This window comes from Mycetocola sp. Y442 (assembly GCF_056898615.1).
Genome location: NZ_JBXHBV010000003.1, coordinates 772982 through 797559, shown reverse-complemented (window position 1 = coordinate 797559; position 24578 = coordinate 772982). Strand labels below are relative to the sequence as shown.

Here is a 24578-nt window from a genome sequence, read left to right as displayed (position 1 = left end):
ATCGTCACTCAATGGTAGTTGTTCGAGCAACGTTATGACCCGACCGTGGGCATACCCGAGGTCGGGGGGTGTCCATCGACGCTGATTCGCGCTGGGCGTCAGCTGTCCACGACGAGGCAGAACGGGTGGCCTGCCGGGTCGAGGAAGACGCGGAAGTCGTCTTCGCGGTAGCCGGCGTCGGTGGCCCCGATCGCGAGCACGCGCTGCTCGGCGGCGTCCATGTCGTCGACGGTCACATCGATGTGCAACTGCTGCGGAACGAGCTGGCCCGGCCACTTCGGCGGGTTGTAGTCCTCGATCTGCTGGAACGACACCCGCGGGCCGCCCTCGCGTTTCTGCAGGGCAACCCAGTCGTCACGGTCGATGATGCGCTCCATACCGAGCAGCTCCTCGTAGAAGGACGCCAGGGAGCGTGCGTCGGGGCAGTCGAGCACGACGCTTCGAAAATCTCCGATCATGTCGGCGAGGATACGACGAGGGGCCCGGCATCGAAAGCCCTCCCGTTGCCCTGCCCTGCTCGGCCTCCCTTAGGCTCGAGAAGTGAAAACGGTTGACCGCGACATCCTGCGCCTCGCCGTCCCCGCGCTCGGCGCCCTCGTCGCCGAACCGCTCTTCCTCCTCGCCGACTCCGCCATGATCGGCCACCTCGGCGTGACCCCGCTCGCCGGCCTTGGCCTCGCCGGCGCCGTACTGCAGACCATCATCGGCCTCATGGTCTTCCTCGCCTACGCGACGACCCCCGCCGTTGCCCGCCGTCTCGGCGCGGGCGACGAGCGCGGCGCGGTGTCCGTCGGCATCGACGGGCTGTGGCTCTCACTCGGCCTCGGCGCTGTGCTCGGTCTCGCCGGAGTGGCCGCGACACCCACCCTGCTCTCCTGGTTCGGTGCGTCGACGGATGTCACGCAGCAGGCATCCGTCTATCTCTCGATTTCGATGGCCGGCATCCCCGCGATGCTCCTCGTCTTCGCCGCGACCGGGCTGCTCCGCGGCCTGCAGGACACGAGGACCCCGCTCTTCGTCGCCGGCATCGGGTTCGCCGCGAACATCGCGCTCAACTTCGTCTTCATCTATCTGCTTGGCCTCGGCATTGCCGGCTCGGCGATCGGCACCGTCGTCGCGCAATGGGGCATGGCCGCTGTCTACCTCGTCGTTGTGCTGAGCCACGCCCGCCGCACCGGCGCCAGCATCCGGCCCCACCGCGAGGGCATCTCGGGCTCGGCAATGTCGGGGGGCTGGCTCTTCGTACGCACCGCGAGCCTCCGCGCCGCGATCCTTCTCGCCACCTTCGTCGCGACGGGGCTCGGCACGAAGGAGCTCGCGGGGTTCCAGGTGGTCATGACGATGTTCACCCTCACCGCGTTTGTGCTCGACGCCCTCGCGATCGCCGCCCAGGCCCTCATCGGTAAAGGACTTGGCGCGGCGGACACAGCGGGAGTGCGCGCCGTTCTCACCCGCTGCCTGACCTGGGGCGTCGGCTCCGGCGTCGTGCTCGGACTCGTCATCGTCGCCACGTCCGGCGTCACCGGCCTGCTCTTCACGAGCGACCCCGACCTCGCGGCCCTGCTCGTGCCGAGCCTCATCGTGCTCGGCATCAGCGCCCCGCTCGCCGGATTCGTCTTCGTGCTCGACGGCGTGCTGATCGGCGCCGGCGACGCGCGCTATCTCGCGCTCACCGGCATCCTGAACCTCGCCTGTTTCGTTCCGCTGGCACTCTGGGTTCAGCTCTCGGCGCCGACGGATGCCGCTGGCCTGGCATTCCTGACCGCCGCGTTCACGCTCGGTTACCTCGCGGCGCGCGCACTCACCCTGGGGCTGCGGGCACGAACGACGGCCTGGATGCGCACCGGGGTCTGAGTTCGCCGCAGTCGGAGACTGGACACGAATCGTCCCTCGTACACGTCTGGCGCGACAAAGTGCGCCACCCCAGCCGGCGGCACCAGCCGGAATGCCAGAATCGTCGCATGGCACCCCGCATCGTCGTCGCTCATGGATACAACGCTGCCCCCGACCGGCACTGGTTCCCGTGGCTGGTCGACCAGTTTGACCCCGGCGTTGTGAGCGTTGCCGCACTGCCAAACCCCACGGAGCCTGAACCCGAAGCCTGGCTCGACGCCCTCGCGGTGACGGTCGGCGGGGTCGACGACGAGACGATCCTCATCGGTCACAGCCTCGGCTGCATCACGACGCTGCGTTACCTCGAACGGATGCCGCGGCCGTGGCGGCTCGGCGGCCTCATCCTGGTCGCCGGGTTCGTGTCACCCCTACCGAACCTGCCGCAGCTCGACGGGTTCACCGCCCCTCCCATCGACGTGCCATCCCTCGCCGGAACCATCGAGCACCGCCACGTGTTCGGCTCGGACAATGACACGACAGTCGCTCCGGAGTTCACCGCCGAACTGGCCCGCGAGCTCGACGCACCGCTCACCATCGTCCCCGGCGCGGGTCACTTCGTCGACCGTTTAGGCTGCTTCTCCATACCCGAACTGCTTCCCGTGGTCAACGGGATGATGCATTCCCGCGAGCCCTGACACCATCGAGGGACGGCGCTGAATTCTCGCGCCGTTCCACGATCAAGCAGGAGAGGTCACCATGTCGCCCGACCAGCACTCGTTCGAAGATCCAAGCAAGAAGTACGCAGACATCGACACCAAGGCACAGTCGCAGGACGGGCCGGGCCTCGACGCGGACCTCGTCCAGAAGGCCGACCGCGGCGAGAAGAGCTACAAGGGTTCGGGCCGACTCGAGGGCCGGAAGGCGCTCATCACCGGCGCTGACTCCGGAATCGGTGCAGCGGTCGCCATCGCCTTCGCCCGCGAGGGCGCCGACGTCGCCATCGCCTACCTCCCGGAGGAAGAAGAGGATGCCCAGGGTGTCGTCGCACTCATCGAGGAGGCCGGTCGCACCGCGGTTGCCATCCCCGGCGACCTGACGGACGTCAACTACTGCCGTGAGCTCGTCGAGCGCGCGGTCACCGAACTCGGCGGCCTCGACATCCTCGTGAACAACGCGGCGAAGCAGCAGCACGTCGAGGACCTCCTCGACCTCACCGACGAGCAGTTCGACGAGACCTTCAAGACCAACGTCTACGCGACGTTCTGGGTCACCAAGGCCGCGCTCAAGCACATGGGCCCGGGTTCGACGATTATCAACACCTCGTCGATCCAGGCCTACCAGCCGTCGGAGAACCTCGTCGACTACGCGACAACGAAGGCAGCGATCAACACGTTCTCGAAGGCGCTCGCCCAGCAGCTCGCGCCCAAGGGCATCCGGGTCAATGTCGTCGCGCCAGGCCCGATCTGGACCCCGCTCCAGACCGCCGGCGGCCAGCCGACAGAGGCACTGCCCGACTTCGGTACTGATACGCCGCTCGGTCGCCCAGGCCAGCCGGCCGAACTCGCACCGGCCTTCGTGTTCCTGGCATCGGGCGAGTCCAGCTACGTGTCTGGTGAAACCCTCCACGTCAATGGCGGGATGCCGACGCCGTAACCCACGTGCCGCCCACCAACCGGTGGGCGGCACCTCTGTGTGAGGCAGGCGTTCGATTTCGGGAGCGGCAGGGGAATCGGAGAGACAGTGCGAGAACACCAGTCCACCGGGCGGGGAGCGCTGGCCGACCGCGCTGGCGCGCTCGATCGCCAGAACGGCTACGCCGACCTCCGCGGTTACGCCGGCATTGGTGACGGCCGCACCGTCGCGCTCATCGCCCGCGACGGCGACGTCGACTGGCTGCCCATCCCGGCGCTCGACTCGGTCCCGGTGTTCGCCGCGCTGCTCGACGCCGAAGACGGTGGACGGATCAGGCTCTCGCCGGTCGAGCCGTTCACGACAACGCGCTCCTACGTCTCGGGAACCAACGTGCTGCAGACGACGTTCGAGACGGCATCCGGTGTCGTCCGCGTCACAGACGCGCTCGTCACCGGTGTGGCTGGGCGGCTGCCGTGGACCGAACTGGCCAGGCGGATCGACGGCGTTCGGGGAACGGTCGCCATGACCTGGTCGGTCGAACCCGGTCGTGCTCTCCGGACCGCGATGCCGTGGGTAGACCAGACCGTGCACGGCCCGGTGATCAGGATCGACGGAGTGATGCTGTCGGTCACGGGCTTCGAGCACGGGCCGAACGAGCCCGGCACCCACAGCCTCGACGGAGCGTTCACCACCAGCCAGGACTCCCGCCACCTCTTCGCGGTCTCCGGCACGTCACGCGAACCGGTGCACCCGCCCAACCCGAGGAACGTCGACCGGGGCATCGACCGCACTGTGGAGAACTGGCGGGCGTGGTCCCGCGAATTCTCCTGGGAGGGCCCGTGGTCGGATGCCGTCGAGCGCAGCGCTCTCGCGCTCAAGCTCCTCATTCACAGCCCGACCGGTGCCATCGCCGCCGCGGCGACAACGAGCCTTCCCGAGACGATCAACGGCGGCAAGAACTGGGACTATCGGTTCGCCTGGGTTCGCGACGTGGCCTACACGCTGCAGGCCATGATCCGCTTCGGCCTGCGCGAGGAGAGCCAGGCGGCCGTGTCGTGGATGCTCACCACCATCCGCAGGCACGGCCCCGAGCTCGAGATCTTCTATACCCTCGATGGCCGGATTCCCGATGACATCGTCCATACCCAAGCGCCGGGCTGGCGCGAACTGGGCCCGGTCGTCTGCGGCAACGATGCCAAACACCAGTTGCAGCTCGGACCGTACGGTGACCTCTTCGACGTCATGCGCAGCTACGTCGACGCGGGCAATATCCTCGACGCAGAGACCGGGCGGTCGCTCGCGGCGGTTGCCGACCAGGCCTGCGACGACTGGCAGAAGCCCGATTCCGGCATCTGGGAACTCGAGGGAGCGCGCCACTACACTACCTCGAAGCTCGGCTGCTGGCAGGCGCTCTCGAGCGCCGTTCACCTGGCTGGCCTCGGGCAGATCCCGGGCGATCCGGCGCGCTGGGAGGCAGAACGCGACAGGATCGCCGAGTGGGTGAACGAGAACTGCTGGTCGGACGACCGGCAGGCGTACACGATGTATCCCGGCTCGGACGAGCTGGACGCGTCGATCCTGCTCCACGCGCCGAGCGGATTCGATCGGGGCGAACGGATGTCACGGACCATCGATGCAATCACGGCCGAGCTGGGCAGCGGTCCGCTCGTTTACCGGTACTCGGGCATGCGCGAAGAGGAGGCCACCTTTGTCGCGTGTGCCTTCTGGCGTGCCGGGGCGCTGGCGTGCGTCGGCAGGATGGACGAGGCGAAAGCTCTCATGGACGAGCTCGTTGAGCTGTCGAACGACGTCGGAATGTACTCGGAAATGATCGAGGCCGACACCCTGGACTTTGCGGGCAACCTGCCACAGGGACTCAGCCACCTGTCGCTCATCTATACGGCCATCCTGATCAGCGAACTCGACGGCTGACGTTCGCTCGCATCAACCGGTCGGTTGACCTGTGAATCAGCCGAACCACCTCTGTTGCGGGGATGATTACGGCGCGATCCTGTAGTCATGACATTTTCGACGAGCCCGCCACCGGCATCCGCAGAACCGTCGGGCCCGCCCGTCGTCGAGGTTCGTGACCTCATCAAGCGCTACCCCGCACACACCGCCGTCAACGGCGTCAGCTTCGACATTCAGCGCGGAGAGACCTTTGCCCTGCTCGGACCGAACGGCGCGGGCAAGTCGACCACGATCGAGATCCTCGAGGGATACCGCGACCGAACCAGCGGCGAGGTGCGCGTGCTCGGCGTCGACCCGCACAAGGGCGACCTGGCGTGGAAGGCCCAGCTGGGCATCGTCCTGCAGTCGAGTGCTGAGGCCGCACACGTCACCGTGCGTGAACAGGTGGAACAGTTCGCGGCGTACTACCCGTCGCCACGGGACGTCGACGAGGTCATCGCCGCCGTGGGTCTCACCGACAAGGCGAAGACCCGCATCGGCAAACTCTCCGGCGGCCAGCGCCGCCGGGTCGACGTCGCGCTCGGCGTCATCGGGCGCCCTCAGCTGCTTTTCCTGGACGAGCCAACGACGGGTTTCGACCCCGAAGCGCGCCGCCACTTCTGGGACCTGATCCGGTCGCTCAAGGCCGAGGGCACCACGATCCTCCTCACCACCCACTACCTGGACGAGGCAGCCCAGCTCGCCGATCGCGTGGCTGTGATCGCCGCAGGACGGCTCGTCGAGATCGGCCCGGTCGGCTCGATCGGCGGCGCCGACGCCCGAGTACCGGTCGTCCGCTGGCGCGACGGGGCCGGGCTCCACGAGGAGCGAACCACACAACCCGCCGCATTTGTCACGGCGCTGACACAACGCACGGGCGGCGAGCCCCAGGGCCTCGAGGTCATCCGGCCGAGCCTCGAAGACATCTATCTCGGCCTCGTCGCAACGGCCAATGCCGAGGCGACGGAACAGGCCGAACCGACAGGAGCAGCGCATGTCTGAATCAACCCTCACGAGGCCGACGGTCGCGAACCCGGTCCCGGCGCTCCCGGCGGGGCGCGGCATCCGCCTGGGCATCAAGCGCATCGGATACGAGGTCAAGACCTACTTCCGGGTCGGCGACCAGGTGTTCTTCACCTTCCTGTTCCCCGTGGTGATGCTGGCGATCTTCGCAACAGCCTTCAGCACGTCGGGGAACATCGGGACGAACCCCGACGGTAGCGGCGGCATCACCCAGGGCGCGTATTACCTGCCGGGCATGATCGCGGCGGGCATCCTGCTCTCGGGAGTGCAGAACCTCGCGACCGACATCGCGACGGAGAAAAGCGACGGAACGCTCAAACGGCTCGGCGGCTCGCCGCTGCCGGTGATCAGCTACTTCATCGGCAAAATCGGCCAGGTCTTCGTCACGTCACTCGCACAGATCGCACTGCTTCTCGTGGTCGCTCGCGTCGTTTTCTCGATCGAGCTGCCCACGGAGCCGGAACTCTGGGCCCGCTTCGCGTGGCTGTACCTGCTCGGCATCATCACGTCGGCCGTCCTCGGCATTGCGCTCTCCGCGGTGCCACGAACCGGCAAGAGTGCGACGGCCGTCGTCATCCCCATCGTGCTCGTCCTTCAGTTCATCTCCGGCGTCTACCTCATGTTCACGATGCTGCCCGAGTGGTTGCAGAACATCGCGAGCGTGTTCCCGCTCAAGTGGCTGGCCCAGGGCATGCGCTCGGTGTTCCTGCCCGAGAACTTCGCCAGCCTCGAACAGAACGGCGGCTGGGAACTCGACTGGGTTGCCATCATCATGCTGATCTGGTGCGTCGTCGGGCTGCTGCTCTGCCGGTTCACCTTCCGCTGGATCCGCAAGGACAGCTGAACCCGAACCGTCGCGCGACGGGAGGAAAATCGTGCGGGTCGTCGCCCTGGTGGCAACGGACCCCATGTTTTTCCTCCCCAAACCACTGTCAGCGGCCCCGGTCGCGATGCGAGAGAGTAGTCCAGTGAACAATCCGAAGTGGTGGGACATCGCGGTTGCCGCCACCGCGGTGGTCGTGGGGATCACCGTCGTGTACACCTCCGACGGCTTCCACGGGTGGGCCGCCCTGGTCTCGCTCGCACTGCTGTGCGCCGCGTATTACCTGTTCGGCCGTCGGCTCGTTGGCGCCGGCCACCGCGGACGGCCGACACTGACACTGGCGCCGAGCCTCGCTTTTCAGGCGCTGCTCGCCGTCATCGTCGGGGTCGGTGCCGCATTCGAACCCAACGTCATCACCGCGCAAACCATCGCGTTTCCGCTGATCTGGGTGGTGTCGCTGACCACGACGCAGGCCGTTCTCGCCAACGTCGGTGCCGCCGCCGTGATGGCGTTCGGCTTCGGTCTCGGCCTCGGCGGTGGGGCGGATGGAGTGATCCAGACACTCTTCGTCGGCGGTCTCTCGCTCGCGTTCAGCCTCGCTCTCGGCCTCTGGATCACGAGCATCGCGAGTTACGGCGACGAACGCCAGCGACTGCTCGCGGAACTCCAGTCGGCACAGGGCGAACTCGAACTGCTCCACCGGGATGCCGGGGGCACGGCCGAGCGCGAACGCATCGCTCGCGACATCCACGACACCATCGCGCAGAGCCTCACGAGCATCGTCATGCTCGCCCAGCGGGCCCGCCGCGAGCAGCCCGCCCACGAGTCGACCCTCGAGCTCATCGAGTCCACCGCACGCGACGCACTCAGCGAGGCGCGAGCGCTCGTGACGGCCAACGCCGGCCTTCCCGCGAGCGACGCCTCACTCGCCGTCACCCTCGCCCGCCTCGGCGAGCGCTTCTCGCGCGAGACCGGTGTCGCTGTCACCACGAACGTCACCCTCGGCGAACTCCCCCGTGACATCGAGGTGGTGCTGCTGCGGTGCGCACAGGAAGGCCTCGCCAACGTGCGGAAGCACGCCTTCGCGCGCACAGCATCCGTCACCGTGATCCAGGATGACGACGGCGTCAGCCTGCGGGTCAGCGACGACGGGCGGGGCCTCGACGGTTACCAGCCGGACGATGAACGCGGCTTCGGCCTCAGCGGCATGCGGGACCGGGTCGGGCTCGTCGGCGGGTCGCTCGTCGTGACGGATGCCGGAACAGCGACGGGCACGGGCACGGGCACGGAGCTCACCGTCACCATCCCCCTCGCGAAGGAGAGAACCGCATGACCGATGCTCCGATCAGGGTCGTCGTTGCCGACGACCACCCCATCGTGCGATCGGGGATCTCTTCGCTGCTCTCTCTCGCCGACGATATCGAGGTCGTCGGCGAAGCCGCGAGCGGCGCCGAAGCCGTAGCGCTGGCCCTCGAGCTCGAACCCGACCTCGTATTGATGGACCTGCGGATGCCGGTCGCGAGCGGTCCGGAGGTGGACGGTGCGGCGGCGACCGCGCAGATCGTGGCGACGCTGCCGGGCACTCGGGTGCTCATTCTCACCACTTACGAGTCGGACGACCACATCCTCGGCGCGATCGAGGCCGGCGCGAGCGGTTACCTGCTCAAGGCGGCGCCGGAGGGCGAGATCATTGCCGGAGTGCGCTCGGTGGTCGGCGGCCAGACCGTGCTCGCGCCCGCCATCGCGGCCAAGCTCGTGGACAGGATGCGACAGGGCGCCGCACGCGCCGGACCCAGGCTCAGCCCGAGAGAGCTCGATGTGCTCAGGCTCGTTGCGGCTGGGCACAGCAACCCGTCGATCGCGAATCAGCTGTTCATCAGCGAGGCAACGGTGAAAACGCACCTCATCCATGTCTTCGAGAAGCTGGGGGTCTCTGACCGCACCCGCGCCGTCACGCTCGCGCTGGAGCTCGGGCTGCTCTGAGCGCGGATGCTGAGAACCCGGCACTGGCCGACCGAACCGGTGCTGGTTAGCATGAGGCATGCGCGCGACCGAGTTCACCCGCCCTATCCAGACCGAGCGGCTCACCCTGCGGCTGCCCATCATGGACGACGTCGACCCGATCCATGCGTTCCAGTCCCGTGAGGATGTCTGCACCTATCTCCTCTACGAGCCGCGCGACCGAGCCACCATCGAGGAGAAGATCGCCGAAGCGTCGACGAAATTGCGACTGGAGAATTCGGGCGACTGGATTCAGCCCACCATGGAGCGACGGGACGACCAGCAGGTCATCGGCCTGATCTACCTGAACATCGACGACGCCGAGAACCAGAGTGTCGAGGTCGGCTGGATCCTGCACCCCGACTACTCGGGCCAGGGCTACGCGACGGAGGCCGCGACCGCCGCTGTCGACTTCGCCTTCCGCAGGATGGGCGCCCACCGGGTGATCGCGAAGCTCGACCCCGCCAACGACGCCTCGGTGCGCCTGTGCCGTCGACTCGGCATGCGCAAGGAGGCGCACTACCTGGAGGACATCTGGGTCAAGGGCGAGTGGGGCGACACGGGCGTCTACGCCGTGCTCGACCGGGAATGGGCAGCCCAGAATCGCTGACGCGCCAGCCGCGACGGGGCGCGAGTGAACCGGCGCCGTCCTGGCTGGCGCGACCCTAAGGCGACAGGGCAGCCCGCCGCCTTCCCAGCGGGGTTTGTGATGATGAACCAATGACGTCAGCAACACGCACCGCGGTGCAGACAACCGGTGCGCGCCTGAGAGCCTGGCTCAGACACCCCAGGTTCCTGCTCGCCGTGAAGACCTCGATCGCTGTCGCCATCGCCTGGCTGGTCGCTCCCCTGGTGCCAGGGGTCGCGGAAGAGTACCCGTACTACGCACCGCTCGGCGCGCTCATCAGCATGTATCCCACGCTCATGAGCTCCCTGCGAACGAGCGTCGAGACACTCGCATCGCTCGCCATCGGCATCCTGCTCGCCGCCATAGTGCTCATCGTCGCGGCACCGAACGTCGTCACGATTTCGCTCGTGATCGGCATCGGCGTGCTCATCGCCGGCAGCAAGTGGCTCACGACCGGCGGCGATTACGTTCCCGTTGCTGCATTGTTCGTGCTCATCGTCGGTGGCCCGAACGCTGATTCATACTCGATCGGCTATATCGTCCAGATGAGTGTCGGCGTTGCCGTCGGTCTCCTCGTCAACTTCCTCATCCTGCCACCGCTCAACTTCAACGGCGCCGTCGTCAAGCTCGCCCAGTTCCGCAGCCTGCTCGCGAAGCACCTCGAGGAGGTCGGTGATGCCCTCGTCGAGAACTGGCCGCCAGAGCACGAGGGGTGGGCGAGCCGCAGCAATACACTCGCCGAGACGGCAACCGCCGTTCGGGTGGCCGTCGGTGAGGCGGACGAGAGCAGGAAGGGCAATCCCCGCGCACGCCGCCACAAACGGAACCTCGACGACGACTACCGCGACCTCGCCGACCTCGAGCGCATCACCTTCCACGTGCGCGACCTGACCGAGGTGCTCGCCGCCGCGATCTGGGATGCTCCGTTCCACTCCGAGGTCCCTGAACCGCTGCGCGAGCCGTTGTCCGAGGCGCTCCACGCCGTCGCCGACCCCCTCAAGAAACGGAACTCCGACCGTGATGTGGCGGATGCCGTCGAGGCGGCGCGCGCGGCGGTCGACGCGCTCACCGATCGCATCGATCAGCAGACCGAAAGCGCACCATCGGCGCTCACGCCCGTTGCCGCTGTGGCGATGGACCTCAACCGGATCCTCGCGGTGATGGTGCAGGACGGCGAGCGGGCCTAGACCACGCGGTCAGTGCGGTGCCGGGCCCGTCGTGTCGCCCGGCTGGAATCGCACGTCGAACGCAACGGGGTCCGCCGGCCGACCCGCGAGCATCTCGACGACTGCCCTCCCCGCGGCCGCGCCCTTGTCCTGGGACGGCTGCCAGATCGTTGTGAGCCGTCGTTCGAGTCCGTCAACCCGGATGCCGTCAAAGCCGACAACGCTGAGATCGTCTGGCACGCGAAGGCCGAGTTCCTCTGCCGCTGCGATCACCCCCGCGGCGAGCACGTCGCTCTGGGCGATGATCGCGGTTGGCCGTTTCCCCGGGTCGACATCCAGCAGGGCGAGAGCCGCTTCACGCCCGGCGTCACTGCGACTGCCGCCGGCAGTCATCCCCGAGACCTCCGGATAGACGTCGCGGACCCCTGCGATCCTGTCGACGGTCGTCGTGACCGTGGCGCGAGCCTCACGCTCGGGCGTCAGCGGCGCCGGCGTGGAATCCCGGTCAAGCCCGAGGGTGACCAGCGCGACTCGTGAATGACCGAGGTCCTTGAGGTGCTGTGCCAGCTGTCTCGACCCGCCCCGGTTGTCGACGCTCACCGTGAGGACGCCATTGTCACCGGGGCCCTCGATTTGAACGATCGGGATATTGCGGCGACGAAGCACATCGAGCGTTTCGACGGCATCCGCGTTGCACCCGACGAGAACCACCGCGTCGACCGGTGCCGTGGTGACGCTGACAACCCCATCACCGAGGTCCGGCATCAGGAGGAGACCGGCACCGATGCTCGAAATTTCCTCGGCGAGGCCGTCAAGCGTCTGGATCAGAACGGGGTCACGGAAGGAGACACCGATTCGCGCGGGGATGAGGGCGCCAACGATGCCGCTCCTGCCGCGGCGCAGCGACTGGGCGAGTGGATCAGGCCCGCCGTAGTGCAGCTCGCGGGCGGCCGTCAGCACCTTCTCCCGCGTGGCATCCGACACCGGCCCCTGACCGCTGAAAGCGAGTGACGCCGTCGAGGGCGACACGCCGGCACGTGCCGCGACCGCGGCGAGCGTCGGGCGCCCTCCGTGTGGAACCGAAGCGGATGCCGCTGGCTGGTTGGTCATTCGTCCTCGCGATCGCCGGGCCGAACGGTGTGGGCACTGCGGCCTTGACCGGGCGGTGTTGTCTGGGGTTAGCTTAGGCGAAGCGGATGGTCGAATCGATTCGATTCCATTCACCGGTTCTCCCGCTTTCTCACCCGCACACACCCCACTGGATCTGCATGTCGCCCCACGCACCCGCCCTCCGCCCGCGCTCTGAGCTCGTTGCCTGGCGCAACGCGATCTTCGTGATCTTCACGCTCTCCGGGCTCAGTATCGCCACCTGGGCGGCCCGGCTGCCTGAGATCAAGCAGAACCTCGACGTCACAACCGGGTCGATCGGCATCCTGATCCTCGGGATGAGTGCCGGATCGATCCTCGGGCTCATGGCCTCAGCGTGGCTGATGGCCCGTTTCGGCGCCCGCACGGGAATGGTGTTCTCGCTCGGCTGCGTCGCGGTCGGACTCGCGGTCATCGGCGTCGGCGCTGGAGTGGTGTTCTCACCGGTGCTGGTCTTCGTGGGGCTGGCGCTGTTCGGCTTCGGCAACGGCAGCGTCGACGTGATGATGAACGTCGAGGGCGCCGCTGCCGAGACCGAACTCGGCAAGACAGTGCTGCCGCTCATGCACGCGTTCTTCAGCGTCGGAACCGTTCTCGGCGCGGGAATCGGCGCAGCGGCATCCGCCCTGGAAATCGGGCTGGTCTGGCACGCCATCGCCATGGCGGCGATCATCGCTCTGGCCGTTGTGGTCGCTGTGAGGTACGTGCCCGTTCGTGAGGACCTCGGCGACTCCACCCAGGCACACGCGCACAAGCAGGACTGGAAGGCCAGGCTGCGGTCGAGCCTCGCGGTCTGGGCCGACCTGCGGCTCATCCTCATCGGCGTCATCATGCTGGGCATGGCGTTCGCGGAGGGCAGCGCGAACGACTGGCTCGCCCTGGCGAGCGTGGAGGGTCACGGTCTGACGGAGCCCACCGGAGCGCTCGTCTTCGGCGTCTTCGTGTCGGCGATGACCGTCGGCCGGGTGGCGGGAGGCCCGCTCATCGATCGCTTTGGTCGCGTGCGCGTGCTGCAGGTCTCCGCGGTCTCTGCGGTGGTCGGCCTGCTCGCCTTCATCCTCGGTGCTGACCTGTGGATCGTCATCGGTGGCACCATCCTCTGGGGCCTCGGCAGCGCCCTTGGCTTCCCGCTCGGGATGTCAGCGGCAGCGGAGGGCGCAAACGCCGCGGCGCGGGTCAGCGCCGTCGCCATGATCGGATACCTCGCCTTCCTCGTCGGACCGCCGCTCATCGGCCTGCTCGGCGATCAGGTCGGACTGCTCAACGCGCTCTTCGTCGTGCTTGTGCTCGTCGTGCTCTCCGGCCTTGCCTCGCCCGCAGCCCGCGAGCGCCACGCGGAGCCGGCGGCACCGGTGCACTCCGCCTGAGAATCGGCTTCGCCTGCGCCGGGTTTTCTGCCCAGCCCCGACACTCGCGGCGGTCGAGCGCGCAAACCGGCCTCCGGGCCGGGCTACACTTCTCGAGTGCGTTTGGTGATTGCGAAGTGTTCCGTTGACTATGCCGGACGACTCTCGGCGCACCTTCCGCTCGCCACCCGCCTGCTCATGGTGAAGAGCGACGGCAGCCTCCTCGTCCACTCGGACGGCGGCAGCTACAAGCCGCTCAACTGGATGAGCCCGCCGTGCACGCTCGCCATCGGCGAGCCCGATTCCGACCAGGCGGATGCCGGCGTGACGGAGACATGGAAGGTCACCCACGCGAAGACCGGCGACATGCTCATCGTCTCGATTTACGAGGTGCTGCACGATTCGGCCCACGAACTCGGCATCGACCCCGGCCTGCAGAAGGACGGCGTCGAAGCACACCTGCAAAAGCTCCTGGCCGAGCAGATTGAGCTCCTCGGCGACGGACACACCCTCGTCCGCCGCGAGTACATGACAGCCATCGGCCCCGTGGACATCCTCGCGCGCGACGAGAAGGGCGCATCGGTTGCTGTCGAGCTCAAACGCCGCGGTGACATCGACGGTGTTGAACAACTCACCCGCTACCTCGAACTGATGAACCGCGACCCGCACCTCGCCCCGGTTTCGGGCGTCTTTGCCGCGCAGGAGATCAAGCCGCAGGCCCGCACGCTCGCCGAAGACCGCGGCATCCGCTGCCTCGTCCTCGACTACGACGCGATGCGCGGACTCGACAACGCCGACGGCCGGCTGTTCTAGCTCTTCCAGCTGGGAATCAGGCAATTGTTGTGATGATCGACAGAGTGCCTATCATGGAGTCCCTATGTCTATTACCTCACCCGAACTGACGAGCACTGGCTCGATCATCACCCGCAACTGGTCGTGCGTCCTCTTCGACCTTGACGGAACGATCACCGATTCCGCCCCCGGAATCGTCGCGCGACTGGTCAAGACCTTCGAAGAGCTTGGCCGGCCGGTGCCATCGGAAGCGGAGCTGCTCGGGTGGGTGGGCCCGCCCATGCTCGAGTCACTCGAACAACGCGCGGGCATGACCCCTGACGAGGCGCAGAACGCCCTCATGGTCTACCGCGCGATTTCAGCGGTCGAGGGGCCGTGGACCGGTTCGGCGGTGTACCCGGGGATTGCCGGGATCATCAAGGCTCTCTCTGCCCAGGGCATTCCTCTCGCCATCACGAGCAGCAAGCCGGAGTCGCAGGTCCAGGCGGTCCTCGACCACTTCGCGCTCAGCCGGTACTTCACCGTGCTGTGCGGTGCTTCCGAAGACGAGGTTCGCAGTTCAAAGGCTGACGTCATCGAGGAGGCACTCAAGAGGCTGACGGCGAAGGATGTCGACCTCTCGAAGGTCGTCCTCGTCGGTGACCGCCACCACGACGTCGAAGGGGCGGCCGCTCACGGGATCCCCACGATCCTCGTGGAGTGGGGTTACGGCTCGCCGGCCGAGGCTGAGCACGCGCTTGCCGTTGTACATTCGACGGACCAGCTCGCCAAGCTCCTCATCGGCTAGCACCGGAGCGCGCCGGTTCTCGGCTGGCTCCCACCGGCCGCAACTACACTCGGGACATGCTCAACGGACTCTGGTGGCTCCCGTCCCTCATTGTCTTCGGCACCGCCGCGATCGCGGTGATTCTCGCGGCTCGGGTGATGCGTGCGCGGCAACGCAAGCGCGGTATCGATCCGGTCTCCACCCTTCGGGCGATCGAACAATCGGCGGCGGTCGAACTCGTTCGAGCGGATGATCTCCTGCGAGAGGCCGAGGATGAGGCCGAGTTTGCACGCGCCCAGTTCGGTGACAGTGCCGCCGCCGAGCTTCAGCGAGCGGTGACGAGTGGCCGGGCACAGCTCCGCGAAGCATTCGAGCTCCACCAGCAACTTCACGACGCTATTCCCGACAGCGAGTCCCAGCGGCGCCGCTGGTCCCAGCGCATCATTGAATTGTGCGGGCTCATCACCGAGTCCGTCGGCGGGCAGACGGCGACACTCGACGGCATGCGGGCCCTTGAGCGTTCCGCTCCTGAGCAGTTGGCCGAGCTCGAGGTCGCGGTTGCCGCCGCAGAAGCACAGGTACCGGAGGCCGAGGCCACACTCGACAGGCTCAGCGAGACCTATGCTCCCGGAACATATGCCGGCGTCGAGGGCGCCGTCGAGAGCGCCAGCGGATCTCTTGCCGAAGCGCGAACGTCGCTCGAGACGGCCCGCACCCGGGTCGCGGCAAACGAGCCGGCCACGGCTGACATCGAACGCGCATCGGGACACCTTGTCACGGCGAGGCACGCCCTCGAATCGGTGGCCAGAACGGCATCAGGTCTGGATGCAGCGAGCGCCGAACTCGCGACCGCCGTTGCGAAGACCCGCCGGGCGGTGAGCGAGGCGACGGCCAGGCGCGATCAAGCGCCGCTTCCGGAATCCGCCGACGAGATCTCGCGCGCGCTGGATGTCGTGACGGCGACGATCGCGCTCGTCACCGACCGCAGGCAGTTGCCTGACCCGCTCGCCCGCCTCGACGAACTCCGCGACGCCGTCTCGCGCCTCGACGCCGCACTCGCCTCAGCCCGGAGCAGAGAGCAACGCATCGAGAACGCCAGGGAAGCCCTGCGCGGTGCGCTCTTTTCGGCGAGGAGTCACCTCGACGTGGCGGGCGGCTTCATCGAAGACAATCGCGGACGGGTCGGGGCGGATGCTCGGACCCGACTGGCCGAGGCGCAACGGCAACTCGCGCTGGCCGAGGCCGCCGACGATCCGGTCGAAGCGCTCGACACCGCGCGCAGGGCCTCCCGCCTCGCCCAGGATGCCGACGCCCTCGCCCGTTACGACGCAGGACCGCGCACAGCCCCGCTCAAGCGCTGATCAGACTCGGGTTCTGAGGAGACCGGTGCCGCAGGGTATCTCGCGCACCGGACCTAACCCGCCGGGGCCGACCCCTGGCCCACTGGCGTGAACGATTCGAAAACGCCATACGCGATGATGCGCTCCGCCGTGGAGAATAACGGGTTGCACGCGACAAAGGTGATGACCTTTTCCTGGTCGACGGATGCCTCCTGCCGCGGGACCGGATACGTCACGTCAATCGCGGACGGCGGCACATATTCGGACGATCGGAATCGGTAGAGGTACTGGCCGTCCGCGGTCTCGACCACGATCGGATCCCCGATCACGAGGCTCCCGATCAGGTGAAACGGCTTGCCGTGGGTGACGCGATGCCCGGCGAGAGCAAAGTTGCCCGGCTCGCCGGGCAGAGCGGTCTCCGGAAAATGGCCGATCATCGAGTTGAGCACCCTGGACTCACTGACGCCTTCGCCGATCGGTTCGGCATAGTCCGCACCGAACCGCGGAATGCGCAGGGTGGCGATAACCGTTCCCGTCGCGGGAGCGGCCGGAACGGACGTGGTGGCGCTGGTCGCCGGCAGTACGTCCGCCGTTGCACTCGCAGCATCCGAGGGCAACAACACGGCCGCGGAAAGTGTGGCGGTCAGCACGGCGAGCGGCAGACGCCAGGCGCGCACGCCCGATGGAACTCCGGCGATTACGGCTGACCATGGCATGTGCTCAGGCTAGGCCAGCGGGCTCACGATATCGAGAGGCTCGCGCTCATGAGCAGCTCACGATATCGAGCCACTCACGACATCCAACTAGAGCTGAAGGCCCCGGTTCGCGAGGAAGGGTACGGGGTTCGTGAAGCTGCCGTTGACGCGGATCTTGAGGTCAAGGTGGCATCCGGTGACAACGCCGGTGGCACCGATCCCGGCAACAACCGTTCCCGGGTCGACCATGTCGCCAACCGACACGCGGTATGACCCGCCCTGCAGGTGGCCGTAAACCGACTCGACTCCGCCGCCGTGGTCGACAATCACGCGGTTACCGTAGCTGCCGGCAGCACCAACGAACGTGACACGTCCCGCAGACACGGCCTTCACCGGGGTGCCGCAGCTACCGCTGAAGTCGACGCCGTCGTGGAACGAGTTGGAGCATCCGGCACCGTTGCAGATGAGTCCGCGGGGGCCGTATGACGATGAGATCTTTCCGCCGACCGGGCGCACCCAGGCGCCTGCCGGGCCGGTGTATGGCTCGACACTGATCGAGTTCGAACTCGAGTTCGAGCTTGTCTTGTTCGCGGCCCTGGCTGCTGCTGCAGCCGCCTCGGCAGCCGCGGCGGCGAGCGCGGCCTTGGTCGCCTGAAGCTCCTCAGGCGAGGTCGCCGAGTAGCTGTCGCGGCTCACGGTCTCTGCGGTCCAGTCGTTGACGATGAGCGACTGAGCGCCGGTGTCATGGACCGGAGCGACAGTGGCGTCCGGTGTCGTCTCAAACGCATATGCGGGCAGTGCCATCGTTCCGAAAATACCGGGAACGACGAGCGCCATGATGACGGTCGACCTGATGTTGCGCCAGCGTGATCCGCTCACAGCCGGCTTCTTCGCGGCCGGCGTTGCGGTTGTCGCTGCGCGAGGTGCTGGCTTTCCGCCAACCTCGCGCATCGCTGGTCGGGGTTCGCTCGAAACGGGCGCTGCTGCCTGAAGCCCTGCTGCCTTGCGGAGGCTCGCCCTGGTCGGGAAGGAGCCAGCTGAGCCAGCGGGGTCACCCGTGCCGCCCTGTGGGGCGAGGTCGGGGTTCTGGTCACTCATGTAGTCTCCAGCCGCACAACGGGCACAGAGGTAACGTGCGCGCCGGGGCAGTGTTGATTCGATCGGACGACCGGATAGGGCCGAAGTCGTCATACGGGTCCAACCCACACTAACGGCCAAGGCTGGGAAATTCATTGCCGCCGCCCCAACTGTGGATAAATCGGTAACCGTGGAGAGGCGCCAACGGCCACCGATTATCATTAAGCGACATGGTTACACGCAGAGAAGCCGCACAGCGACTGGACATTCCGCTTGAAATGGCGGTGCGCCACGGCATCCCCTCGCGAATGAGCGAGCAGGAGCTCGACGAGCTCGACGCGACCCCACCGGCCTGGCTTGCCCAGTCCCGCGCCAACCGCACCGGCAAGAAGGCGGTCTGGGTGGAACTCAGGTGTGACGTCTGTGGCTTCACCGAGACGGCACGGCCGAAGAAGTGGTGGCCGACGTTCAGCTACCTCACCTGTTCGCACCACGATCCGGACGAACTGCCGGAACCGGGCCATGGCATGAGCAGGTCGGAGATCGACGGGATCGGCAGCGGATTCATCGGCATTGTCGACGAGGCGCCGTCGACCAGCTGACACGGCAAGCGCTGCCCCATCCGGCGCACACCGAGCGCAAAACCCCACTACCACGGATGCGGTGGCACAATGTCGGACACGTGTCCGAGAAGTGGTAGACTGGTCTGATGTTGCGCGCAGAGACCCCGATGGAGTCCCTGCGCGTTCTCAATTCTGAGCGCATTCTCAAATCGGAACGCATGAGCAAATCCGACCCCCGCGCCGAGAAAACCAGGCGGGCGATCTTCTCGGCCGTCGAGTCACTCGCCACCGCCAGAACCTCACCACTCACCGTCAGTGACATCGTCAGGGCCGCGGCCATCAGCCGCAGTTCCTTCTACGCCCACTTCAGCGGCCTCGATGACCTGGCCCGTGAATACCTGCACGTGCAACTCGCGGAGGTGCGGGCATCCGTCACCGATGTGATCCGAACGGACGCCACCAGCCGGCACGACGCCGCGCGAGACGGATACCGTCGGCTCCTCACACACATGGTCAAGCACTACCCGGTCTACGCGAGTGTCCTCGACCTGTCGTTGTCCCGTCGGGCGTACGACGAGGTTGTGAACGGTTATGCGAGCCTCTGGCTTGACTCGATCGACACGCTCGGGGGCCTTACCGGACCACGACCGGAGCTCACCGCGACATTCGTGGCGGGCGGAGCGCTCACCCTTATCGGTTCGACGATGAAAGGCCGCGTCTCGATCTCCGACGACGACCTGGTGGATGAGCTCGTGCGGCTCCTGCCGGAAACACTCGTCGAACCCCAGTTTTGCTGAATCCCCGACCGGTCGCTCACCGCGCCGACCGGCATCCACGTTGTCCTTCGTTGAAGGACCGATTGAAAAAAGAGGTACACCGGAAATGAATTTCACCGTCGGAGAAACACTCGTCTACCCTCACCACGGCGCGGTCACCATCACCGAAATCTCAACCAGGCTGATCAAGGGTGTTGAGAAGAAGGTCATGACCCTCAGCGCTCACACCAGCGAGCTCGTCATCAAGCTGCCCATCGACAACACCGAACTCGTTGGAGTCCGTGACGTCATCGACGCCGCCGGTGTACAGGCCGTTTCTGACGTCCTGCGCGAGCCGTTCGTCGAAGAACCGGGCAACTGGTCACGCCGCTACAAGGCCAACCAGGAGAAGATGGCCAGTGGCAGCGTGTACCGCGTCGCCGAGGTCGTCCGTGACCTGTGGCGCCGCGACCAGGACCACGGAGTCTCGGCCGGTGAAAAGCGACTGCTGATGAAGGCCCGCCAGATCCTCGAGTCCGAACTCGCCCTCGCACAGAAGTTCACCCCGGAAGAGGCATCCGCCGCCCTCGAGAAGGTTCTCGCGAGCGCACACGCCGAGGCCGCTGTTCCTCAGGCGTAGAGCCACCCACGCACAGGAGCAGATCGGCAGACCCTCGGTATTCGGCGAGCCGATAGGTTCCTGGCGTGCGGTGAGGCACGATTGACTTAGAAAGCGCCACTTTCCGGTATCTCGCCGGGTGCCGTGGCGCGGGGGGCAGGGAACCATGCGTAGAACGCGCCAGCAGTCGATTCGGAAGACCCCGGATTCGAGCGACCTGAAACCCGATATCGCCATTCAAACCGGCGGTGGCGCGCCCGGCTTCAGCATCAATGCGTTCAGGATCGGCCTCGTCGGGGGGCTCGGCGTCCTCACTGCCCTGCTCATCGGTGGCGTGATCAGCCAGCTCAGCACCGTCCTCATCTACATCGGTGTTGCCCTGTTCCTCGCGCTCGGACTTGACCCGCTTGTGACCTGGCTCGAAAAGCGGATTCCGCGTGCCCTGGCTATCCTCCTCGTTGTTATCGCCGTGCTCGGCGTGTTCGCAGGATTGCTCTTCGCGGTGATCCCCGTGCTCATCAACCAGGGCACGAACCTGATCAACGACCTGCCGAAGCTCGAGAAGGACCTGACCAACAGTTCCCTCATCAAGGACCTCGAGAACACTTTTGGCGGCACGTTCAGCATCCAGAGCGGCATCTCGGGCGCGATCGACTTCATCAGTGACCCCAAGAACCTCGTCGCCATCGGTGGCGGAATCGCCGCGGTCGGTGCCGGCGTCGCGAGCGGCGTCACCGGCGCCACCATCGTCCTCATCCTCACCCTGTATTTCCTCGCATCGCTCCGCTCGATGAAGGGCATCACCTACCGGTTCGTGCCCGCGTACCGCCGCGTGAACTTCGCACAGATCACCGAGGAGATCACCGGCGCTGTCGGCCGCTACGTCGTCGGCCAGGTCTCGCTCGCCCTCGTCAACGGCATCCTGAGCCTGATCTTCCTGTCCATCATCGGTGCGCCGCTGCCGTTCCTGCTGGCCGTCATCGCGTTCCTCGGCTCGCTCATTCCCCTCGTCGGAACCCTGACCGCGTCGATCATCAACACGCTCATCTGCCTCTTCGTCTCCCCCCTGACCGCGCTCATCGCCGGAATCTGGTACCTCGTCTACATGCAGATAGAGGCATACGTGCTGAGCCCGCGGATCATGAACCGCGCCGTCGCCGTGCCGGGAGCAATCGTCGTGATCGCGGCGGTGGGTGGCGGGGCCATCGGCGGCATCCTCGGTGCGCTCGTGGCGATTCCGGTCGCCGCTTCGGCCATCATCATCGTGCAGAAGGTCGTGTTCCCGCTGCAGGACGCGAAAGAGACTCCGGCAGGGCCTGGCGCAACAGCGCGCTAAGCGCTTTCCCGTTCGGAACGCTCCATCGAGGTTGGCAGAAACGCGCCGAAAACCAGCGTCTGAGCCCTTGACGCCTCGCGGCGTGAGGAGAAAACTCGACCGAAATCCTGACGCTGTGGAGCGCAATCATGACGACGGTCGACTCTTCTTCCCTGCACCCTGACGCTATCGCCGACCTCGCCCAGGCCGTTGCCGGACGCGTGGTTGTGCCAGCCGACCCCGACTATGAGGCGGCAAGCGCTACCTACGGCAACGTTTATGGCCGGGTTGGCGCGCCCGCCGTCGTGGTGCAGGTCTCTGACGCGGATGATGTCGCTGTGACCGTCGCATTCGCGCGGTCGCACCAACTCGAGCTTTCGATCCGCAGCGGCGGCCACAGCTCGAGCGGGTTCAGTTCGAACGAGGGTGGCCTCGTCATCGACCTTCGGCGCCTCAACCGGGTCGAGGTGCTCGACCCCTCTCGGGGGCTCGTGCGAATCGGTTCCGGTGCCGTGTGGGGGGATGTCGCGACGGCGCTGGGAGCCGAGGGGCTGGCGCTCAGCTCGGGCGACACGGTGTCGGTCGGAGTCGGCGGCCTCGGTGTCGGCGGAGGAATCGGCTGGCTGGTTCGCACGGTCGGCCTTACCGTGGACAGCCTGGTGGAGGCATCCGTCGTCACCGCCGGAAGCGAACAGGTGCGGGCGAGCGCCGACGAGAACCCCGACCTGTACTGGGCCATCCGGGGCGGAGGAGGCAACTTCGGCGTGGTCACGAGCTTTACCTTCACAGCCGAGCCGATCAGCCGCGTCTTTGCAGGAACGCTCCGGTTCTCCGGAGGAGATCTCGCCGAACTGCTGGCCCGGTGGAGCGACATTATGCGCGAGGCGCCGGAGGCCCTCAACTCGACCTTCCTCGCGATGCCGGACTTTCCGGGAATGCCCGGCGGCGTGCAGATTCTCGTTTGCTACGCAGGCGACGACGCACCAGAGGCCGAGGCGGCGATCGCTCCCCTCCGCGCGCTACCCGGCCTGAACGGCGATGACATCGCGCCGCAGCCCTATGCCGCCGTACTCGAAGAGGCGCACCCGCCCGAGGGAATGACGATCGTCACCCACAACGCTTTCGCGCGGGAGTTGAGCGACGAGTTCATCGGCCCGCTGGCCGCTGTGTACACCGAGCTCGGCGGTTCGGTGCTCATGGTCAGGAGCCTGACCGGCGCCTTCAACCGGGTCCCGAACGACGCCACCGCCTTTGCCTTCCGTGACAGCGAGGCACTCATCATCTCCGCGGCGTTCCTGCCGCCTGACGCGCCCGCTGACGCCATCGAGCGCACCCATCAGCTCTGGGGCGGGCTGGAACCTCACCTCCAGGGCACGTATGGTGGCTTCTCGACCGCGCCCAAGGGTGAGCATCCGTCTCGGCTGTACCCACCGGAGACCCTCGCCCGGCTCGTGACGATCAAGCGGAAGTACGATCCGGAGAACCTGTTCAGGCGAAACCACAACATCCCACCAGACCTGTCGCTCTGACACGTCATCACCGCTCGGGCGGGACGAACCTCAGGATGCCGGATCGCCGGCGTCGCCCGACTCGTCGCGGAGCCGGCGCTCTCGCCTGGTCAGGGGTTCGTCGTCAGCTGGCGGCGCGTCCGACGCGTCGAGAAGGCCGGTCGACCTGACAACACCGGGCGCGGTGACAATCGATGATTCGAACGGTGACACAGAGACCGTCGTCGACACATGTGACCTGCCGGTGGTGCCAGCCGCCTGCGCCTGGTGACCTTCGGATACCGCGGTGCCAGCGGCATCCGTCGTCACAGGCATCGGCGAGGGGGTCTGTGAAGCCGCCGATGAACCGGCCTGTGGAGCCGCCTGTGAACCGACGGCCTTGACCACGAGAACCGCGATGCCCGTCGTGACCGGGATGGCGAGAACGAGCCCGATGGAGCCGACGAGGGTGCGCACGATCTCCTCAGCGAGCTCGCCGCTCGAGATCGTCTCGAGGAACGGCCGGTCCTGCAGCGACAACAGGATGAGCAGCGGGAGCGCAGCACCCGCATAAGCGAAGACGATCGTGTAGACGGTCGAGGCGATGTGGTCGCGGCCCACCCGCATCGCACCGGCGAAGAGGCGCCTGGCACTCGACTCGGGCGCCAGCTCGTGCATTTCCCAGACCGCCGACGACTGGGTGATCGTCACGTCGTTGAGCACACCGAGGCCGGAGATGATGAGCCCGCATAACAGGATGCCCGACAGCGAGATCGAGTCTGTGGCGTACGACAGTGTGTAGTCGGCCTCGTCGTTGAGCCCGGTGAGGTTCGCGGCGCCGGTTGCCCAGGCCGCGACGAGCGACGTGATCACCAGCCCGAAGATCGTGCCGAGGAGCGCGGTCGATGTCCGCGCCGAGAACCCGTGCGCGAAGTACAGCACGGCGATCATGATGAGGCTCGACCCGACGAGGCCGAGCAGGAGCGGTGGTTTGCCCTCGACGAGTCCGGGCAGGATGAAGTTCGCCACAACGAGGTAGGCGCCGAACAACCCGAGCAGCGCCCGGAACCCGCGCCATCGGGCCACAACGATCACGACGAGGGCGTAGACCGCCGCGAGAAGTGCCATCGGAACGCTGCGCACGAAGTCGACGAATGAGTAGCGCGCGGCCGGGTCGTCGACGCGTTCGCCCAGATCCAGGTAACGGATGCGGTCACCGGCGGACAGGTCGACCTCACGGCCCACCTCCGGCGGCACTTCGACGGAGACGGTGCCGTCGCCTGCTGTGGCGCCCTGGTCGGCATCCGCATCATCGGGTATGAGGCTGACGACGATGCATTGCTGCCCCTCCGGTGCGTTCGCTGAGGGATACAGGCAGGGCGCGACACTCATACTTTCCACGGTTCCCGTTGAAAAACCGGTGCCTCCCGCTACCGAGTATGGGTTGCCGACCTCGACGTCGTCGCTCGAGCCGTTCGGCCAGAGCAGCGCCATCCCGAGGATGGTCAGGAGGGTGAGCGGGATCAGGATCGCGGCGAGGAGGCGATTGGCGCGGCGGCGGGTCGCGATGGCGTCCGAAGTGGGCGCGGCGGATGAATGCGAGTGCGAGTGAGTCACGTGA

24 protein-coding genes are annotated in these 24578 nt (G+C 66.8%); 19 read left to right on the top strand and 5 right to left on the bottom strand.

The features are described 5' to 3' along the window. Window positions 1–98: 98 nt before the first annotated feature. Window positions 99–458, bottom strand: coding sequence for a VOC family protein (locus tag AC1X6S_RS15325; protein ID WP_483406610.1), 360 nt, complete (start codon window positions 456–458; stop codon window positions 99–101). Between the two features lie 82 nt (window positions 459–540). On the opposite strand from AC1X6S_RS15325, the gene AC1X6S_RS15320 reads away from it, so the two are divergent. The 10 genes from AC1X6S_RS15320 (at window position 541) to AC1X6S_RS15275 (ending at window position 11077) form a co-directional block, all read left to right on the top strand. Then, complete coding sequence (locus AC1X6S_RS15320; RefSeq protein WP_483406609.1) at window positions 541–1854, top strand: MATE family efflux transporter; 1314 nt, start codon at window positions 541–543, stop codon at window positions 1852–1854. 107 nt (window positions 1855–1961) lie between these two features. Further along, window positions 1962–2528: an RBBP9/YdeN family alpha/beta hydrolase gene (locus tag AC1X6S_RS15315; protein ID WP_483406608.1), complete on the top strand. Its 567-nt coding sequence runs from the start codon at window positions 1962–1964 to the stop codon at window positions 2526–2528. A gap of 61 nt (window positions 2529–2589) precedes the next feature. Next, a complete protein-coding gene (locus AC1X6S_RS15310; protein WP_483406607.1) occupies window positions 2590–3486 on the top strand; it encodes a glucose 1-dehydrogenase in 897 nt (298 codons plus the stop codon). 87 nt (window positions 3487–3573) lie between these two features. Beyond that, complete coding sequence (locus AC1X6S_RS15305) at window positions 3574–5397, top strand: glycoside hydrolase family 15 protein (RefSeq protein ID WP_483406606.1); 1824 nt, start codon at window positions 3574–3576, stop codon at window positions 5395–5397. An 87-nt stretch (window positions 5398–5484) separates the two neighbouring features. Beyond that, window positions 5485–6417, top strand: a complete 933-nt coding sequence (locus tag AC1X6S_RS15300) for an ABC transporter ATP-binding protein (protein ID WP_483406605.1) — start codon at window positions 5485–5487, stop codon at window positions 6415–6417. Next, window positions 6410–7282 carry an ABC transporter permease gene (locus AC1X6S_RS15295; RefSeq protein WP_483406604.1) on the top strand — a complete coding sequence of 291 codons (873 nt, stop codon included), beginning with the start codon at window positions 6410–6412 and terminating at the stop codon, window positions 7280–7282. Before AC1X6S_RS15300 ends, AC1X6S_RS15295 begins: the two co-directional genes overlap by 8 nt. Window positions 7283–7406: 124 nt before the next feature. Further along, entirely contained in the window at window positions 7407–8594 is a 1188-nt protein-coding gene (locus AC1X6S_RS15290) for a sensor histidine kinase (RefSeq protein ID WP_483406603.1), read from the top strand. Continuing rightward, window positions 8591–9244, top strand: a complete 654-nt coding sequence (locus AC1X6S_RS15285; protein ID WP_483406602.1) for a response regulator — start codon at window positions 8591–8593, stop codon at window positions 9242–9244. Before AC1X6S_RS15290 ends, AC1X6S_RS15285 begins: the two co-directional genes overlap by 4 nt. 58 nt (window positions 9245–9302) lie before the next feature. Further along, complete coding sequence (locus AC1X6S_RS15280) at window positions 9303–9872, top strand: GNAT family N-acetyltransferase (protein WP_483406601.1); 570 nt, start codon at window positions 9303–9305, stop codon at window positions 9870–9872. 110 nt (window positions 9873–9982) lie between these two features. Further along, a complete protein-coding gene (locus AC1X6S_RS15275; protein WP_483406600.1) occupies window positions 9983–11077 on the top strand; it encodes an FUSC family protein in 1095 nt (364 codons plus the stop codon). 9 nt (window positions 11078–11086) lie between these two features. On the opposite strand, the gene AC1X6S_RS15270 is transcribed toward AC1X6S_RS15275, so the two are convergent. After that, window positions 11087–12166, bottom strand: coding sequence for a LacI family DNA-binding transcriptional regulator (locus tag AC1X6S_RS15270; RefSeq protein ID WP_483406599.1), 1080 nt, complete (start codon window positions 12164–12166; stop codon window positions 11087–11089). Window positions 12167–12324: 158 nt separating this feature from the next. Between AC1X6S_RS15270 and AC1X6S_RS15265 the strand changes: the two genes are divergently transcribed. From AC1X6S_RS15265 to AC1X6S_RS15250, 4 genes are all read left to right on the top strand, one after another. Then, window positions 12325–13569 carry an MFS transporter gene (locus tag AC1X6S_RS15265; RefSeq protein ID WP_483406598.1) on the top strand — a complete coding sequence of 415 codons (1245 nt, stop codon included), beginning with the start codon at window positions 12325–12327 and terminating at the stop codon, window positions 13567–13569. A gap of 96 nt (window positions 13570–13665) precedes the next feature. Then, a complete protein-coding gene (nucS, locus tag AC1X6S_RS15260) occupies window positions 13666–14361 on the top strand; it encodes an endonuclease NucS (protein WP_483406597.1) in 696 nt (231 codons plus the stop codon). A 64-nt stretch (window positions 14362–14425) separates the two neighbouring features. Next, window positions 14426–15127 (top strand): HAD hydrolase-like protein, encoded by a 702-nt coding sequence (locus AC1X6S_RS15255; protein WP_483406596.1) that lies wholly within the window; start codon window positions 14426–14428, stop codon window positions 15125–15127. Between the two features lie 56 nt (window positions 15128–15183). After that, on the top strand, window positions 15184–16467 hold the full coding sequence (locus AC1X6S_RS15250; protein ID WP_483406595.1) for a coiled-coil domain-containing protein: 1284 nt from the start codon (window positions 15184–15186) through the stop codon (window positions 16465–16467). 53 nt (window positions 16468–16520) lie between these two features. Here the strand turns inward: AC1X6S_RS15250 and AC1X6S_RS15245 are convergent, their stop codons facing one another. Then, entirely contained in the window at window positions 16521–17162 is a 642-nt protein-coding gene (locus AC1X6S_RS15245) for a class E sortase (RefSeq protein ID WP_483406594.1), read from the bottom strand. Window positions 17163–17249: 87 nt separating this feature from the next. After that, window positions 17250–18239, bottom strand: a complete 990-nt coding sequence (locus AC1X6S_RS15240; RefSeq protein WP_483406593.1) for a M23 family metallopeptidase — start codon at window positions 18237–18239, stop codon at window positions 17250–17252. A gap of 209 nt (window positions 18240–18448) precedes the next feature. Between AC1X6S_RS15240 and AC1X6S_RS15235 the strand changes: the two genes are divergently transcribed. The 5 genes from AC1X6S_RS15235 (at window position 18449) to AC1X6S_RS15215 (ending at window position 22999) form a co-directional block, all read left to right on the top strand. Beyond that, complete coding sequence (locus tag AC1X6S_RS15235; protein ID WP_483406592.1) at window positions 18449–18820, top strand: hypothetical protein; 372 nt, start codon at window positions 18449–18451, stop codon at window positions 18818–18820. Window positions 18821–18927: 107 nt separating this feature from the next. Continuing rightward, complete coding sequence (locus AC1X6S_RS15230; RefSeq protein WP_483406591.1) at window positions 18928–19578, top strand: TetR/AcrR family transcriptional regulator; 651 nt, start codon at window positions 18928–18930, stop codon at window positions 19576–19578. An 85-nt stretch (window positions 19579–19663) separates the two neighbouring features. Continuing rightward, on the top strand, window positions 19664–20176 hold the full coding sequence (locus AC1X6S_RS15225; protein WP_108389832.1) for a CarD family transcriptional regulator: 513 nt from the start codon (window positions 19664–19666) through the stop codon (window positions 20174–20176). Between the two features lie 145 nt (window positions 20177–20321). After that, window positions 20322–21491, top strand: a complete 1170-nt coding sequence (locus tag AC1X6S_RS15220) for an AI-2E family transporter (protein WP_483406590.1) — start codon at window positions 20322–20324, stop codon at window positions 21489–21491. A gap of 128 nt (window positions 21492–21619) precedes the next feature. Further along, window positions 21620–22999 (top strand): FAD-binding oxidoreductase, encoded by a 1380-nt coding sequence (locus AC1X6S_RS15215; RefSeq protein WP_483406589.1) that lies wholly within the window; start codon window positions 21620–21622, stop codon window positions 22997–22999. Window positions 23000–23029: 30 nt separating this feature from the next. On the opposite strand, the gene AC1X6S_RS15210 is transcribed toward AC1X6S_RS15215, so the two are convergent. Continuing rightward, window positions 23030–24574, bottom strand: a complete 1545-nt coding sequence (locus AC1X6S_RS15210) for a YibE/F family protein (protein ID WP_483406588.1) — start codon at window positions 24572–24574, stop codon at window positions 23030–23032. Between the last annotated feature and the right edge of the window lie 4 nt (window positions 24575–24578).

Bases quoted from the DNA above. Each gene is read 5' to 3' on its own strand.
- AC1X6S_RS15325 (WP_483406610.1), bottom strand. From the start codon at position 458: ATGATCGGAGATTTTCGAAGCGTCGTGCTCGACTGCCCCGACGCACGC.
- AC1X6S_RS15315 (WP_483406608.1), top strand. From the start codon at position 1,962: ATGGCACCCCGCATCGTCGTCGCTCATGGATACAACGCTGCCCCCGAC.
- AC1X6S_RS15310 (WP_483406607.1), top strand. From the start codon at position 2,590: ATGTCGCCCGACCAGCACTCGTTCGAAGATCCAAGCAAGAAGTACGCA.
- AC1X6S_RS15300 (WP_483406605.1), top strand. From the start codon at position 5,485: ATGACATTTTCGACGAGCCCGCCACCGGCATCCGCAGAACCGTCGGGC.
- AC1X6S_RS15295 (WP_483406604.1), top strand. From the start codon at position 6,410: ATGTCTGAATCAACCCTCACGAGGCCGACGGTCGCGAACCCGGTCCCG.
- AC1X6S_RS15285 (WP_483406602.1), top strand. From the start codon at position 8,591: ATGACCGATGCTCCGATCAGGGTCGTCGTTGCCGACGACCACCCCATC.
- AC1X6S_RS15280 (WP_483406601.1), top strand. From the start codon at position 9,303: ATGCGCGCGACCGAGTTCACCCGCCCTATCCAGACCGAGCGGCTCACC.
- AC1X6S_RS15275 (WP_483406600.1), top strand. From the start codon at position 9,983: ATGACGTCAGCAACACGCACCGCGGTGCAGACAACCGGTGCGCGCCTG.
- AC1X6S_RS15270 (WP_483406599.1), bottom strand. From the start codon at position 12,166: ATGACCAACCAGCCAGCGGCATCCGCTTCGGTTCCACACGGAGGGCGC.
- AC1X6S_RS15265 (WP_483406598.1), top strand. From the start codon at position 12,325: ATGTCGCCCCACGCACCCGCCCTCCGCCCGCGCTCTGAGCTCGTTGCC.
- AC1X6S_RS15255 (WP_483406596.1), top strand. From the start codon at position 14,426: ATGTCTATTACCTCACCCGAACTGACGAGCACTGGCTCGATCATCACC.
- AC1X6S_RS15250 (WP_483406595.1), top strand. From the start codon at position 15,184: ATGCTCAACGGACTCTGGTGGCTCCCGTCCCTCATTGTCTTCGGCACC.
- AC1X6S_RS15245 (WP_483406594.1), bottom strand. From the start codon at position 17,162: ATGCCATGGTCAGCCGTAATCGCCGGAGTTCCATCGGGCGTGCGCGCC.
- AC1X6S_RS15240 (WP_483406593.1), bottom strand. From the start codon at position 18,239: ATGAGTGACCAGAACCCCGACCTCGCCCCACAGGGCGGCACGGGTGAC.
- AC1X6S_RS15235 (WP_483406592.1), top strand. From the start codon at position 18,449: ATGGTTACACGCAGAGAAGCCGCACAGCGACTGGACATTCCGCTTGAA.
- AC1X6S_RS15230 (WP_483406591.1), top strand. From the start codon at position 18,928: ATGTTGCGCGCAGAGACCCCGATGGAGTCCCTGCGCGTTCTCAATTCT.
- AC1X6S_RS15225 (WP_108389832.1), top strand. From the start codon at position 19,664: ATGAATTTCACCGTCGGAGAAACACTCGTCTACCCTCACCACGGCGCG.
- AC1X6S_RS15220 (WP_483406590.1), top strand. From the start codon at position 20,322: ATGCGTAGAACGCGCCAGCAGTCGATTCGGAAGACCCCGGATTCGAGC.
- AC1X6S_RS15215 (WP_483406589.1), top strand. From the start codon at position 21,620: ATGACGACGGTCGACTCTTCTTCCCTGCACCCTGACGCTATCGCCGAC.